Consider the following 13,801-nt stretch of genomic DNA (forward strand, 5'->3'; position numbering starts at 1 on the left):
TGCGGCTTCGTTTTGAGCAGGGCAAAAGTTGTTTGGATAATGTTGCGATTAACTTGCAACATTGATCGCTATCGCGTCTAATGTGACGGATTTCACATTTTCCCGAAGATAACCATGATCGTTCGTCCCCAACAACACTGGATGCGCCTGATATTCGTCTGGCACGGTTCCGTATTATCCAAGATTTTTTCACGTCTGCTGCTGAACTTCCTGCTTTCCATCGCCGTTATTATCATGTTGCCCTGGTATACGATGCTGGGCATTAAGTTTACCCTTGCGCCGTTCAGCATTCTCGGCGTGGCGATAGCGATCTTTTTAGGTTTTCGCAATAACGCCTGCTACTCACGTTACGTTGAAGCCCGACACCTGTGGGGGCAGTTGATGATAACTTCCCGCTCATTACTGCGAGAGGTTAAAACCACCTTACCGGACGACGCTGATCTGAGGTATTTTGTTCATCTGCAAATCGCATTTGCCCACTGTTTACGCATGACTTTACGCCGACAGCCTCAGGCAGAGCCGTTAGCGAAGTACCTGAACGAGAAAGATATGCAGACGGTATTTGCCTCACAATCACCGGCAAACCGCATCTTGTTGCTGATGGGCGAGTGGTTGGCCGTACGCAGACGTAATGGTCAACTGTCTGACATATTATTTCACAGTTTAAACAATAGGTTAAATGATATGTCTGCAGTACTGGCCGGTTGTGAGCGGATTGCTAATACCCCGGTGCCGTTTGCTTATACCTTGATCCTTCATCGTACTGTGTACCTGTTTTGTATCATGTTGCCATTTGCATTGGTGGTCGATCTGCACTACATGACACCGTTTATTTCAGTGCTTATTTCCTATACTTTTATTTCGCTCGACACGCTTGCAGAAGAGCTTGAAGATCCGTTTGGTACTGAGAACAATGACCTGCCGCTGGATGCGATTTGCAATGCAATCGAAATCGATTTACTGCAAATGAATGATGAAACAAATGTGCCAGCAAAACATATGCCGGATAAGCACTATCAACTCACTTAGCGACGTTCGTTTTGCCACCACGCGGGCTGCATATCGGAAAACGAATGAAACTCCGGTGCAAGGTCTTCATCGTTAGGATCGTCAAAAGCACCGGCTAAAAGCGCAATGACCGGGGCGTCATCGATAGCGCCCACGGAACTGCCGCACTGAGGACAAAAGGCCCGACTGGTCGTTTCTGATGAGCGCCAGGTTGTCGGTTTTCCGGCTTTTCCCGTCCATTCTACATTTTCTGCATCAAACTCAATCCAGACGACGGTAGGGGCGCCCGTATGTTTCCGGCATATATCGCAGGAGCAGGTATGGGAATTATTAGGACTGCTGGCTGTGAAACGGATCGAGCCACACAGACACCCACCAATGTAGACTTTAGACATAACAACCCCCCGTCAGAAACATGTTGCAAGACACTAGCAGAAGCCAGACATAGCCACTAGATCCTAATGATAAAAAGGCGAGGGTACGCATGGCTGATAGTTTATTCCTGTGATCTGCCAGATGATAAACGCTTAACTATTGCGTCTGGCAACAATAAATAATCGTGGAAATGCCAGTAAAATTTTGCCGTTCTCCTGCAACGGATATTGTTCCTGGAGCAGTTCATGGTAGCGCGCCAGGTAATGACGTTGCTCGCTTTCGCTCAAATCCTGCAACCAGGGGCGCAGGCCCGTCGAGCTTACCCAGTCGATAATTGCCTGATGCGAATCCATAATGTGATAATACGTTGTACGCCAGATATCTACATCACAACCCGCTTCGGTCAAAATATCATAGTAGGCGTGAACACCAGGAAGCGGAGCACGGCCACGGTCTGGGTAATCTTGTTCATAAGCCACTTCGCGCATCAATACATGCGTTGGCTCCAGCCAGTTATCCGGCATTTGCGCGGCCAGAACGCCATTGTGACTCAGTTGTGAGACCAGGTGCGGGAATAATTCATAGTGATCGGGTACCCACTGTAACGATGCATTGGCATAAAGCAGATCCACGGGGTGCTCGGGGTGAAACAGGCTAATATCCGCTTCGATAAAATGACAGTCAGGTAACGTGTTGCGCGCTTCATTCAGCATAGCAGGAGAGGAATCGACTCCTGTTGTCTTTGCCGTGGGCCAGCGCTGATGCAGCAATGCCGTACTGTTTCCAGGGCCACAACCAAGATCAACAACTGAGCGGACATTTTCTAACGCCACACGGCTGAGTAATTCCGCTGCGGGTCTTGAACGTTCAGTTTCATATTGCAGATAAAGCGAAGGGTTCCAGTCGGCCATGTATGAATCTCCAGTATAAGAAGAAAAGGCGGAAAGGGGGTTCATTAGTCCTTGCCGATGAGCAGCTTCTTTTAGAAGATTATATGAAAATGAATGATAAGGGCAGATTTATGCTGGAAACATCGAGACTGATTCTCCGTCAGTGGGAAGCGAAAGACAGAGCTCCATTCGCCGCGTTAAATACCGATTCCGATGTGATGCGTTTTTTTCCGGCTCCATTGCTACGGACGGAAAGCGACAATCTTGCCGCAAGACTCCAGGAAGGCATTACAGAGCGCGGCTGGGGATTTTGGGCCGTTGAACTACAAGAAACACACCAGTTTGTGGGCTGCGTAGGTTTACATCCACAACCTGATAAGTTTCATTTTTCACCCTGTACTGAAATAGGCTGGCGTCTTGCGAAATCATTCTGGCATCAGGGGTTAGCATTGGAAGCTGCCGAAGCCTGCCTGACTTTTGCTTTCGAGGAACTGGCGTTAACTGAGGTGGTTTCTTTTACTTCGGTGCTGAACAAACCGTCTGAGAACCTGATGATACGCCTTGGCATGAGTAAAGCAGAAGAGTTTGTGCATCCCGCGTTGCCGCCAGATCATCGATTAGCACAACATGTCCTGTATCGTCTGATACGCAGCAGCGCCGTTTAACACTATGTTTCAGCTGCACAAGGACGACCAAAAAAACTCAGGTTCTTTCTTACTCCATCTTAGTGCGCATAATGTATATTATGTTAAATTTAGTCCGTCGGTCATTTAGTTCATAACCGGCCACAGGATACGATTAATCATACACTTACCTACCCCTCTATCTTCTTCTTGCAGGACGTTATGTTTGTCGGTTACTTTGTTCATATCCACACCATTGATAAGGTTAAGTGCCGCGTGTTCATACTTACACAACTCAATATCAACCAACGGCAGCGTTTATGGGCACTGATGGATACTCACACGCGCCAGCCGCTTTTATATCCGTTAATATATCTTATCGACCATCTTGCTTTGCGTTCATCAGCCACGCAATCCGCTTCACTTCAAGCGCTCAAGTTTTTCTATGAATTCTGGCACCAGAAACATGGTGTGACTTTTTGCTTCAGTTTCTATTCCTCGAACCACAATCCATTGATTGCCATTGATGAACTTACAGCCTTTTTTCATTATCTGGAAAATACGAATTTATATGTACCAGCGTTAACCATAAGGTCTACTACGCAGACCACGCCTCAACGTTGTACAAATATCAGGCATGTACATTCGGTTATTCGTTTTATCAGATATTTGATTAACACGTATATCTCGCCGAGATATATAGATGGCACGCCTAAAGAGCTTACACGACTTGCCACGCAGTTAACGGGACGTTTATCGATACATAAGGCAGAATTCCGTACTCTTACCCATTCTCGTCAGATGAACAATGGCACGACCCATAAACGCTTTCGAAGTCTGACTGCTGAGATGGTCATGGCTTTTTACCTAATCATTACACCCGGTTCAATTTCAAAGAAAAACCCACTCAATCCCTTCCCCGCTGGTGAAATCCAGCTACGTAATTTTCTGATTTGCAGATTGCTTTTAAATTACGGATTGCGTGTCAGTGAATTACTGCTTTTGGAGTGTCATTCGATCAAACCAAATCTCCGAGGGGATCAGTTCAGCCTGATTGTGACCACAGTAGATGACGACGTTTCGGATCAACGAAAAAGATTGCCTTCATTAAAAAATGTTTATGCAAACCGGGTGCTGGCATTAGATAAACTGGACTTTCATTTTCTAAATATATATATCCATAAAATCCGCCCTCAAGCCTCCCATAGTTTTCTGTTCACTTCCACCCAAAGACTACATCCGCCACTGTCATACCATGCAGTCTATGATATCTTTACCCGTATTGATGACATTATGAGTGTGCAGTATCCTGAATATAAAAAAGATGAATATTATGATGCCATTGAAAGCATCTCGCCTCATATAACGCGGCATACTTGGGCTTATTTAACACTTCAACGTATTTATCGTGATAAACTTCAAAAAATTAAGGCCAACTCACACTTGGCAGCCATAGACTTTTCTATCGTTGGATTGATGGATGAAGCCAAGGATGAATTACGGCTACTTGGCGGTTGGAGTCACAATAGCCATATGCCTGATCTTTACGCTAAAAGATTTCTATCTCAGCAGGCTAATACGGCCAATCTTCAGCGAATTGTGATTGATAACGAAGCCCTGAAATCAACCTTTTCCCATGTATGCGATGAATGGAGTGCATATGAGTCGAATCAATAAACAGTTAAATGCGTCGAACAGCAACATTTACACACCTGTATTTGTTGAGAGTATTTTAAAGGTTAATATACCAGTTAGTATTTATCTTAAATCGGCAGATCATTTTGATGACAAATATATCAGCTCAACAAGTGACAGTTGGGTATTCGATTATTCAGGAAGCCGCTGCTATGCCCACTTTCGTCAGGATAAAATCAGCAACCAATTAATCAAATATATTTGCTTCCATTATGCATCTGCCAAGTGTCCAGCTCAGGTTCCTGGGGTACTCCATGCGTGGTCTTTGGCAACTGATCATTGCATAAGCAAATCTGCTTTCACTTTTACGGTGTTGAAAGATTACCTCGAAACTCAGGAAATTAAACCTCAATATTTCTACTTTATCATTTTCGGCCTAAAAATCCTCTGTACCGAAGCATTCCCTGGTTTTACCCTCGAAGATTATGAAGACCTCGAATTCATCCCTCGCCCGCTCTCCCATGACTGGGGAATCTATCAGGAAATTGATCATGTTCTGGATCCCCTCGAAAAAAACATGATCAGTAAAGGCTTGTTTGAAATGGCTGTGGCGATTCGGTATGGCGAAAACTACAGTCTGAACACCATGCGAGATGCAGTAATTCTGGGACTGACGTATGTCACCGGTGCCCGACCGGTACAACTGGCCAAGCTGGCGGTAAAAGATTTACGTATTGATACCCGAAACTCCGAAACCGGATTAATACGATATAGCTTACTCCTTCCTTACGCCAAACAGCGGCACGTAACGACTGAACGTCTGTTTTTGGCGATTCCAGCTGAAATCGGCGCGTTGATTAGGCACTATATCGAGCGAGCGCAACTAAAACCTGATGGCAAGCTATTTGAATTTAGTAACTCTGCACCGTTTAATGTGTCCAGAGCGATTAACAAGGCCTTCCTCTGTTTCAGTCCGCCAGATTATCAGGCAGCCGTAAAGCGTGGCGAAGCGGCTTTGCCAACCATTACCCCGACCGACTTGCGCCACAACGTGGGGCATTCACTGGCTATGCAAGGGGTCAGCGCCGAGGAAATTGCGCATATTCTGGGACATAGCTCCCTTACTGTTGCCAAGTATTACATTCTGGCGACGCCTGCACTGGCACTGATTCGAGCCAAAGCATTGGGTATCAATCCGGTATGGCAAAACATGGTGGCTATGATGTTGACTGGTGAACTGACCTCTTCAACGAAATGGCAAGACCAGCGCGTGGTCGGCATAATCGGTGATGAGTTGCATGATGGGATTGGCGGTTGCTCCAGAGATGATGGCAAATGCCCATTCAGTGAAGTACGCTGCTGCTACGGTTGCCTGTATTTCCGCCCCTTTACTGATGGTGACCATCAGGCGGTGCTGGAGAGTGTAGTTAAAGAAGTCGATGAATTGATTTCCATTTCAGACAGTGTTGGTAACGCCCGCAATCCACTTATTTCAATCCATGAAACCACACAATTTGAAATTCAATCCGTGATTGCTCGTTGCCGCTTTCATCAGGAAAAAGGCGGTGTGCGATGAAAAAACACTTTGCGCAGTTTTACGCCTTTATCACCGAGCAACAAAGCTGGTTTGAACAGCATCTGGCAGCAGACTTCGAGCAGTCATGGGATGATCCTGTTTGGGTCTGCGGTAGCAATGGAAGTGGTTGGTTACGTGGCAATGGCAAAAATAAATTACGCTTTGATGAAATCGGCCGTACCAAAGGTATTGAGGGGCGTCATGCCGTGGCAGAAGACTATGCCCGGTTTATGAAAGCCCTGCTGGTACTGGTGTATCGGAGGCGAAATCGTAGTATATCCCCAGCGGTGGCTGTGGCAACACTCATGATTTTAAAGCGCTGGTACCACTCACTATTTGAGGTGACCGGGCAAACCCACCCAGTGTATCTAACCACAGGGGTAATTCAACGATCGATGGATAACCTCAGCGCAGCTTCATCTCTAGGGGACCCCAATACCGCCAATTACAAAGGACGCTGTGTCAGTCTGCAAAAACTGGTTAATCACCAGTCATTCACACTGGTGACATTGCAATATGTATCCGATGGGCAATATACCAATCAAACAAACCTCACTCGTAAAGCCCGGGAAACCATGGCGCTGAAACAGCAGGCCAAGCTGTCTGATACCACTACCGATGGTGAAGATGCGTTGATTACCATTCGCGGATTTCTGAACATAGTTGCATTAATCCAGCGGGTGGAAAGTGATGCTGAGAAAATCGCGTTAAATTGCCTGTTGTTATTGGTTATTACCGGCTTTCGCTCCATTGAAGCGTTTAATCTCAGACAGGATGCCCTGTTTAAACGCCAGATTGATGATCCGGCACTCTGCAAACGGTTTCAGGACAAGGGATTACCCGATTATTTTCTTGGTATCCGTTATGTTGGTGTCAAAGGTGCTGGGGAGCGAACGCATTGGGTAGAACCGCTGGCAGTACCGCTGGTCGAGAGTATATTCAGTACCGTTAAAATGTTGACCGCACCAATACGCAGCCATCTTACCTATCTACGGGCAAAATCTTTTGCTGATTACCTGCCACAGGCCATCAGCAACATGCCCGGTGAACAAGTCGAACTGGATGATGTGGTGAAGTACATCACCCAAACTACCTCAAGTTTTCGGGGCCGGGCAGGACAACGGGACAAAACATCCAAAGCCCTTAGCAAAAGAGGTGTGCTGCCCGCTCAAGAAATACCAGGGCCGAAAAACAGCAAAGCTATCTATTATTCCAAGATTGATCTTAATCATTACATCAAGACCGAATTTGGCCTGACGAATGCCAACGAACCCTGTACACACGCCTGGATGGAAAATGGCAAACGCTACCAAGTTAACTACGAGGACCTGCTATTTCTACACGAGAAGGGTTCGCTGGCATTAAAGCGCACATTGGCTTTGCTGGCTACACCGATACCCTTCACTAACACACTTATGAATAAATTTTTAGGCAACGTTGAGCCTGATGGATCAGTATTCAGCAAATATCAATTACTGGAGGAGGATGGTACCTCCACGCGGATGCGTACCCACATTCCCCGGCACAACATCAATACCTTTCTTGCCATTGCGGAAATCTCTGACCACTTACAGGCAATGCTGATGGGGCGAGTGGACATCACGCAGAATCAGCACTATCAACATCTGGCGCTTGCAGGACGGCGAAAAGCAGCCTCGTTGATGCCCTTGCAGCCGATATCGACAGCACTAACTGCCACGCCCTATTCGTCCTCCGTTGCTACGCCACTGGATATCGTCAAACAGACCGGCCAACTGGCGGCCACGGAACACATGGCAATGGATAATACCATCAAAGCCAACCTGCATACTTTTGACGATCGGGATGATGTAGCCAGATTCATCGAGGCGTCATTTGCTGAGGGTCTATTTGAAGATGTTGCTGCCGCCTTTGAAGAAATCCGCACCGCAGAAGGACCAGAGCAAGCCTCTGCTATGGTGGCAAGGCATGCCGTGCTGTATCCGCTGAAATTTGGCTCTTGTATGCGGGAAGTTAACCTCTGGGGATGTCCTTATCGACTGAAATGCCAAAGTGCTGCCTTTTGTGAACATTTCACGCTGACAGGCCGGATGGATGAGCTACCCAATCTGATCGCCAAAAAACAGGCGTTACAGAAAGCATATTCTAAGTTAACACAACTTACACAACGTCAGCCTGACTACCAGACCAGACTGGCCGACATCGAAAAACGGTTACATCAACTCAAGGCAATACAAGCACAATGGCAGCGTCGAGCTAAAACTCAACAACTAGTTGCTACGGAGAATGTGCTGTCTGGTGAAGTAATTACCGAGGGCAAAGTCCGTACACTAGCCCAGCTTTTTGCACTTGAATACCAACAATTGATGAAGGAGAACGACTGATGCGCGGCAAGGAACTGGACACACTACTCGAACACGAATTACAACTAATGCTGGTTGAAGGCTTTGACAAGTCCCCTATTTCTGCCAAAGCCTTGCATATTCGGCTCAGGGCAAAAGGTATCGTTAATGGTGGTTTAAGCACGCTGAGCAGCCTGGAGCGAAAACGCCTAATTGCTGCCTATATTGATCAGCAACTTAGTCCATTGAATTTACGGCCAAAAGAAAAACAGCAATACGTTAACCGTAAAACCCGTCAGGCCTTACTGGCCAGAAACCAGCAGTTGCAGGCTGAAGTAAGTGAATTGCGAGACCAATTAGCGCAAAATACCCTTTCGTTGATAGAAATTGTCAAAGCGGTAAAAATCAATTCGATTATACCGGTGGAAAGTCTGTTGGCCAACCATGTGATTCGGGAACTACATAAGTCGTCATAATTCTGACATGGAAGATTTAGCCGACAGCTTCCCGGTTGTCGGCGGAATGCTGGTTGTATTGATAAACATATATTGGGCTCCCTCATTTGAGTTTGTTATCTGAGAGGGCGTCTCCCACTGTAATGCCCTGCTTGGTTCATTGCATCAGGGTAATGCTACACTTTCGTTACCTTCAAAAAGTTCAGTCGCTTTATATGTAATATCATTTTTTGTCAGCATGCTTTTCGCCTGGATGCCTTTTGAGTGCTTCGATAAGATTACTTCGCTCTTCCTCTGTCATCCGGGATATGAGTAATGCAAGTTCAGCTGTGGTCTGATCATCACAAAAAAAGTAGTTCAACGGCACGTTTAACTCTGCCGCCATCCGTCGAAGCGTATCAATATCGGGGACATGGCGCCCTTTCTCATAATGATTCATACGACTGCTAGCCGAAGCGGGATCAAACCCAACAAGGAGGCCCAATGAGCGCTGTGATAAACCCGCCCTGCATCTCGCTTCCTTAAGTCTTTCTGGTATCGGATTTTTTTCAGACACTGATTCATCTTCATTGGCCTCGAATGCTTAGATTGTCTAAGTATCTGCCATTGTTGTATACTTAGCAATCCTAAGTTAACTGCCTTGTTTTAGTCATATGAATAGTCGAGTATCCAACCCTGAGTCGTACATATTTTCTGCAATAATCTATATTGGTAAAGATAACTTCACCAGTAACGATGTGGCTCAAATTCTTATCGAGCGATTTTCACTTCCGAAAAGTTATTTTAAGGCAAAAGCTTTTGCTTATAACCAAATTCAGTGTTTAGTTAGAAAAGGATTATTGAGTAAAGTCAGAAAATCAGGCGCGTATCAATATGTATACTCAGTCACATCTGAATTCAATGTCGTAAAGGAAAGCGTAGAGTTAATTGAGGTACCCAAAAAAAATTCCTGTCAACTTGTTTTAAGTGCTACCAGCCATGAATACAGAAATGTAAATATTCAAATAAGAACTCTTATTGAAAAATACAGCAGCGAGTTGGAAAAAGTATCAGGAGCAAAGGAGATTTATGAAGAATTGATAATTGCCGTGCCGAGCAGGGAAAATGAATTCAGGAAGCTTTCTCTCGAGCAAGAGAAAAAGCAAATTAAGATAAATGAAAAAATAAACACATTAATTGGAATTTTTAATAAAACTATTGCAATAAGGCAATGACTTTTAAAAACATTTAAAGTTAAATAAGTCCATGAAAGAGAGAGGGCAAAGCAGAGTCCGCCCTCTCTCTTCATCCCCTGATAAGCCTCATTACAATGAGGTTAACAGCGTACACCACTATATGCTAGTCCTTAATAAATATAATCCCAGCCAGCGCGAGATGCAACCTTTAAAATTTGAGCAGTACTAGTTAAACAATGAGTTCATCCTTACACCTTGTAAGCTGTAAAGTAATAAAACATCTTACAGGCTGTTTTTTACGAGGAGTGAATTTATTATGAAGTAATCGACATGGCCACCTACTTATGGATACTATTTTTCCCGTTAGACTTCTTAGCCAGTTACGTCCACTTTTAATTGGTTTTCGTAAATCAAAAGGATTAACTCAAAGAGAATTATCTGCCATGTTGGGTGTAACTCAGCAGACTTATGCTCGCCTTGAGGCAAATCCTTCAAAAGCAAGTTTTGAGCGTCTATACAAAGTGTTAAATATTTTAGGGGTGGAGATTTCGCTCAGTTCTGCACCGCTTTCAACTTATACAAAGCCTGCAAATTTTGTAGAAAAGGAGGCTGATTCACCGGCAAGGCGTGAGAAATGGTGATAGAAGCAAGCCTATTTGATAGGCCTGGACGTCAGCCATCGCCTTTAAGCATTTGATCTGTTCCCCATTGATCAACTCAGACTGTTTAGCAACGCCCGATTCTGGCTCGGTGCGGATAAATTGACCAACTTGAATGTCCGCTGTGAGCGAACAGCGGAAGTTCGCATATGGTTTTAGCCTGATAAAGGCATTACTTAAAGGGTGATGTGGTAGATACTTACCACCCGTAATAGCGTATCGTTTTCTTTTACAAGCCGAATAGCAGTGCCCTCAATCGCAGGAGTGATTATGAATGCTAGCGAGATTTTCGTTTCAGTCGATATTGAAACATCCGGCCCGGTCCCGGGATTATTTAGTCTGCTTTCCATTGGGGCCTGTCTGGTGCATGCGCCCGACGTGCGTTTTTATGCCGAGTTGAAGCCTGACTGCACTGGCTTTGATCCTGAGGCGCTGGCAGTGACGGGATTTAACCTTCAGGCACTGGCTACCACCGGCATAGCCCCCGCGGACGCCATGCTTCAGTTATCCACCTGGCTCACATCCCACCTTCAACCGAGCCAGAAGCCGGTCTTTACGGGACTGAATGCCCCCTTTGACTGGTCATTCATCAATTACTACTTCCATAAATATACGGGGAACAACCCATTTGGCTTCAGTGCATTAGATATTAAAGCTTACTTTATGGGGGCAACAGGCTGTACGTGGTCTGAGACCAAATCATCAATGATGACACAGCGTTTATCTGCCAAAGGAAGACCCAGCCATAATGCTCTGGATGATGCATTATTTCAGGCAGAGCTTTTTGCGTTGATGCAAAATAAAGGGTCTTGATGAATTGGGTCCGTTAAGGCCGCGACAAGGATACTGTATACACTGCCTCCTGATACCTGCCCTCCCGAAATATCCAGGCTTTAATGCCTGTGGTCGATGGTGACGTGCCGACAATCACCGCCACGGGATGGGGAAGATCACGTGCATTTTGCCTCGCGAATCGCGCAAAACTGGCAATGTCAGTCCCTGAGATGTGAGGAACTGCCTGCGGATGCGTATGCCAGTATCCAACCAGGCGCAATCCCTTCCTGTTTGCGTTCTCGATTTCAGTGCGGCAGCGATCGTTGTTCAGTTCGAGCCACGTTCTGCCAGCGCGGTCCGCAGGATGTGGCGCTGAAGCATGACACAGTACAATACCGCCGGGATTGGCGGGATCGACAAACAGCTGCCCGCCTCGCTCATTTTCTCCCTGTGACTGCCGGTAGTGACCGAACATCTCAGAGACCTGCCGCCCAACCTGCAGCTCCGCATTCATATCCGGCCAGGCCCAGCACCATGCTATTTCATTCATGCGTTTTGCCCGGGTTTCGGCCAGTTACGTTCAAAAACACTATGGACAACTCCTTCAGGAAGTACAGGTCCCGTATAGCGTCCCCCCAACACTCCGGCCTCATCAGGGCGATACACACTGGAATGCCATTGAGTGACATCCCCTACAGTAGTCAGGTAACGTATTGCGGCCTGAGTGACCATTGTTGCAACACCATTCATTCCCGCCGAGCCTCCCGGTATAAAACTTTCACCACAGGCAGGAAGAGGCACAACGCCCCCATCCGGCCAGTCGGTAAACCGGTGCCTGAAGTCACCTCTGTCGCTAAAAAGATATCTTGCATCAAAGCGGCCTTCAGGTGCGATCAGTGCATGCCCGACAAGTGTATGCGGCTCACTCCAGGCCTGTATCAGCCCCCATTTCGCTCCGGAGGCTTTCTTTTCCCAGAGGGCAGACTCTGATTCCCAGTCCGCTGTCGTGATAATAACCAGATCAACATCCTCGAAAATATCGGGTTTTTGACCCATAACCCATTCGATGTATGTATCCAGCGCGGTGACATCAAGCACAGGCAGATCCTGAAGCAGACGATGGCGCATGGCCTGAGACTTAAATTTGCCTAAATCCTCAGCACCCAGCATATGCCGCCCCAGATTGGGTGACTCCAGTCTGTCAGGATCAATAAGGGTCAGCCTGCCCAGACCGGCCCTGGCGAGTTGAATACTCACAGCAGATCCCAGCGACCCTACACCGACAAAGACAACATGCGAGTTCTCAAGTGTTTTTGCTGTGTTGCTTCGATCCCGTGAAAAAAATGCCCCACGATCAATAACGTTCACACGCGATGACAGAATACTGGCCGGAGGTCCTTCTTTCTTTAACCCGGACTGACGGCGTGAGGATCTCAGGCCGTAAAAATGTGTACGGTCTGTTTCCTTCTTTCTGGTGCACAGGTTAACAGTAAATCTTGCCGCCCCGTCCCCACCCGGTAATGCCATGACAACCCATCGGGAAAGCAAAGTACTACTCTTTTCTGACCATTTAGACATCGCGGACAGGGATTCTTCAGAAATATGGGGAGCAAGCCATTCGAGAAACGCGTGAGGTTCAGGCACCTTAATGCCAGGGAAAGACGTCAGTTTGACAAAGAAACCTGCTTCATGGGGGCTTCTTATCACAACCGAACGGCCAGTGGCACGTCTGAAATGCTGGCGGATAGCGTTCTTGTCAGACGAAACCCATACCGGGTTGAGGCCAGTATGACCGGTATACCTCGGATCGCTTACAACATACAAAACTGAACCCGATTCAGGCTCCCCCAAAAGAATCAGGTTACGTGCCGACCGTTTAAGCTGCCAGAGCCAGTAAGTGGAAATTTCATTCTGAAACTCCGTCTCCCGCCGTGCAGGATCTGCGTTTTCCAGAGAAAAAGACACAATGCTCGCAAAACGGGATAAGCTGTCCTGAACAATTTTCTCAGGTGAGCCCGTAACGGGCTTTTCCCTGAATCCATGGAGACACAACCCGGACGTCATGGCATGGGGCCAGACTAACCACGGTGAAGGTTCAACCTGAAGGCTAGGGGATTCAGACGGGAAATCGTTGGGAAAACCAATCCGTAGTCTCCGCTCAAGGCCGGTGTAATCAACGGGTAAAGGAAAATAAAAGGCGACCGCCTCACCGACCCGCAGTTCAGCGGGCCTGAGAAGAGCCGAAGCATTGTCCGCGCCCAGATAGTCTTTAAGGGCGGAAATGCCCCGTTGTATCATCTCATCCTTCAT

At 46.7% G+C, this 13,801-nt stretch carries 14 protein-coding genes; 9 read left to right on the forward strand and 5 right to left on the reverse strand.

What is annotated here, in order from left to right; translation table 11 throughout:
• Nucleotides 1–114: 114 nt before the first annotated feature.
• Nucleotides 115–1,029 carry a bestrophin family protein gene (locus tag WN16_RS15195; RefSeq protein WP_044699817.1) on the forward strand — a complete coding sequence of 305 codons (915 nt, stop codon included), beginning with the start codon at nt 115–117 and terminating at the stop codon, nt 1,027–1,029.
• On the opposite strand, the gene WN16_RS15200 is transcribed toward WN16_RS15195, so the two are convergent.
• Nucleotides 1,026–1,403 (reverse strand): GFA family protein, encoded by a 378-nt coding sequence (locus WN16_RS15200; RefSeq protein ID WP_003032441.1) that lies wholly within the window; start codon nt 1,401–1,403, stop codon nt 1,026–1,028. The two genes, WN16_RS15195 and WN16_RS15200, sit on opposite strands and share 4 nt — an antisense overlap.
• A gap of 132 nt (nt 1,404–1,535) precedes the next feature.
• Nucleotides 1,536–2,294, reverse strand: coding sequence for a trans-aconitate 2-methyltransferase (gene tam / locus WN16_RS15205; RefSeq protein WP_044699814.1), 759 nt, complete (start codon nt 2,292–2,294; stop codon nt 1,536–1,538).
• Nucleotides 2,295–2,404: 110 nt separating this feature from the next.
• On the opposite strand from tam, the gene WN16_RS15210 reads away from it, so the two are divergent.
• The 5 genes from WN16_RS15210 to WN16_RS15235 all read left to right on the forward strand — a co-directional run bounded on the left by WN16_RS15210 (nt 2,405) and on the right by WN16_RS15235 (nt 8,904).
• The gene (locus WN16_RS15210; protein WP_088169100.1) at nt 2,405–2,938 is read left to right on the forward strand and encodes a GNAT family N-acetyltransferase; all 534 of its coding nucleotides are present in this window, start codon (nt 2,405–2,407) and stop codon (nt 2,936–2,938) included.
• A gap of 234 nt (nt 2,939–3,172) precedes the next feature.
• A complete protein-coding gene (locus WN16_RS24445; RefSeq protein ID WP_242670819.1) occupies nt 3,173–4,573 on the forward strand; it encodes a site-specific integrase in 1,401 nt (466 codons plus the stop codon).
• Nucleotides 4,557–6,107 (forward strand): site-specific integrase, encoded by a 1,551-nt coding sequence (locus tag WN16_RS15225; RefSeq protein ID WP_103790816.1) that lies wholly within the window; start codon nt 4,557–4,559, stop codon nt 6,105–6,107. Before WN16_RS24445 ends, WN16_RS15225 begins: the two co-directional genes overlap by 17 nt.
• Nucleotides 6,104–8,470, forward strand: a complete 2,367-nt coding sequence (locus WN16_RS15230) for a hypothetical protein (RefSeq protein ID WP_103790817.1) — start codon at nt 6,104–6,106, stop codon at nt 8,468–8,470. The genes WN16_RS15225 and WN16_RS15230 overlap by 4 nt, the downstream gene beginning before the upstream one ends.
• Nucleotides 8,470–8,904, forward strand: a complete 435-nt coding sequence (locus tag WN16_RS15235; protein WP_001214166.1) for a hypothetical protein — start codon at nt 8,470–8,472, stop codon at nt 8,902–8,904. Before WN16_RS15230 ends, WN16_RS15235 begins: the two co-directional genes overlap by 1 nt.
• A gap of 202 nt (nt 8,905–9,106) precedes the next feature.
• On the opposite strand, the gene WN16_RS15245 is transcribed toward WN16_RS15235, so the two are convergent.
• A complete protein-coding gene (locus tag WN16_RS15245) occupies nt 9,107–9,439 on the reverse strand; it encodes a helix-turn-helix transcriptional regulator (protein ID WP_001446018.1) in 333 nt (110 codons plus the stop codon).
• A 97-nt stretch (nt 9,440–9,536) separates the two neighbouring features.
• Between WN16_RS15245 and WN16_RS15250 the strand changes: the two genes are divergently transcribed.
• From WN16_RS15250 to WN16_RS15260, 3 genes are all read left to right on the forward strand, one after another.
• A complete protein-coding gene (locus tag WN16_RS15250) occupies nt 9,537–10,097 on the forward strand; it encodes a hypothetical protein (RefSeq protein ID WP_001088742.1) in 561 nt (186 codons plus the stop codon).
• A gap of 305 nt (nt 10,098–10,402) precedes the next feature.
• Entirely contained in the window at nt 10,403–10,699 is a 297-nt protein-coding gene (locus WN16_RS15255) for a helix-turn-helix transcriptional regulator (protein WP_000379665.1), read from the forward strand.
• Nucleotides 10,700–10,987: 288 nt separating this feature from the next.
• Nucleotides 10,988–11,530 carry a 3'-5' exonuclease gene (locus tag WN16_RS15260; protein WP_000994210.1) on the forward strand — a complete coding sequence of 181 codons (543 nt, stop codon included), beginning with the start codon at nt 10,988–10,990 and terminating at the stop codon, nt 11,528–11,530.
• A 13-nt stretch (nt 11,531–11,543) separates the two neighbouring features.
• Here WN16_RS15260 and WN16_RS15265 read toward each other — a convergent pair whose 3' ends face one another.
• Nucleotides 11,544–12,041, reverse strand: coding sequence for a Mov34/MPN/PAD-1 family protein (locus WN16_RS15265; RefSeq protein WP_063159055.1), 498 nt, complete (start codon nt 12,039–12,041; stop codon nt 11,544–11,546).
• Nucleotides 12,038–13,801 (reverse strand): ThiF family adenylyltransferase, encoded by a 1,764-nt coding sequence (locus tag WN16_RS15270; protein WP_014640894.1) that lies wholly within the window; start codon nt 13,799–13,801, stop codon nt 12,038–12,040. Before WN16_RS15270 ends, WN16_RS15265 begins: the two co-directional genes overlap by 4 nt.

Source organism: Citrobacter sp. ABFQG, assembly GCF_004322975.1.
In the GTDB taxonomy this organism is placed as follows: Bacteria; Pseudomonadota; Gammaproteobacteria; order Enterobacterales; family Enterobacteriaceae; genus Citrobacter; species Citrobacter freundii.

Bases quoted from the DNA above. Each gene is read 5' to 3' on its own strand.
- WN16_RS15195 (WP_044699817.1), top strand. From the start codon at position 115: ATGATCGTTCGTCCCCAACAACACTGGATGCGCCTGATATTCGTCTGG.
- WN16_RS15200 (WP_003032441.1), bottom strand. From the start codon at position 1,403: ATGTCTAAAGTCTACATTGGTGGGTGTCTGTGTGGCTCGATCCGTTTC.
- tam (WP_044699814.1), bottom strand. From the start codon at position 2,294: ATGGCCGACTGGAACCCTTCGCTTTATCTGCAATATGAAACTGAACGT.
- WN16_RS15210 (WP_088169100.1), top strand. From the start codon at position 2,405: ATGCTGGAAACATCGAGACTGATTCTCCGTCAGTGGGAAGCGAAAGAC.
- WN16_RS15225 (WP_103790816.1), top strand. From the start codon at position 4,557: ATGAGTCGAATCAATAAACAGTTAAATGCGTCGAACAGCAACATTTAC.
- WN16_RS15230 (WP_103790817.1), top strand. From the start codon at position 6,104: ATGAAAAAACACTTTGCGCAGTTTTACGCCTTTATCACCGAGCAACAA.
- WN16_RS15235 (WP_001214166.1), top strand. From the start codon at position 8,470: ATGCGCGGCAAGGAACTGGACACACTACTCGAACACGAATTACAACTA.
- WN16_RS15250 (WP_001088742.1), top strand. From the start codon at position 9,537: ATGAATAGTCGAGTATCCAACCCTGAGTCGTACATATTTTCTGCAATA.
- WN16_RS15255 (WP_000379665.1), top strand. From the start codon at position 10,403: ATGGATACTATTTTTCCCGTTAGACTTCTTAGCCAGTTACGTCCACTT.
- WN16_RS15260 (WP_000994210.1), top strand. From the start codon at position 10,988: ATGAATGCTAGCGAGATTTTCGTTTCAGTCGATATTGAAACATCCGGC.
- WN16_RS15265 (WP_063159055.1), bottom strand. From the start codon at position 12,041: ATGAATGAAATAGCATGGTGCTGGGCCTGGCCGGATATGAATGCGGAG.
- WN16_RS15270 (WP_014640894.1), bottom strand. From the start codon at position 13,801: ATGAAGGATGAGATGATACAACGGGGCATTTCCGCCCTTAAAGACTAT.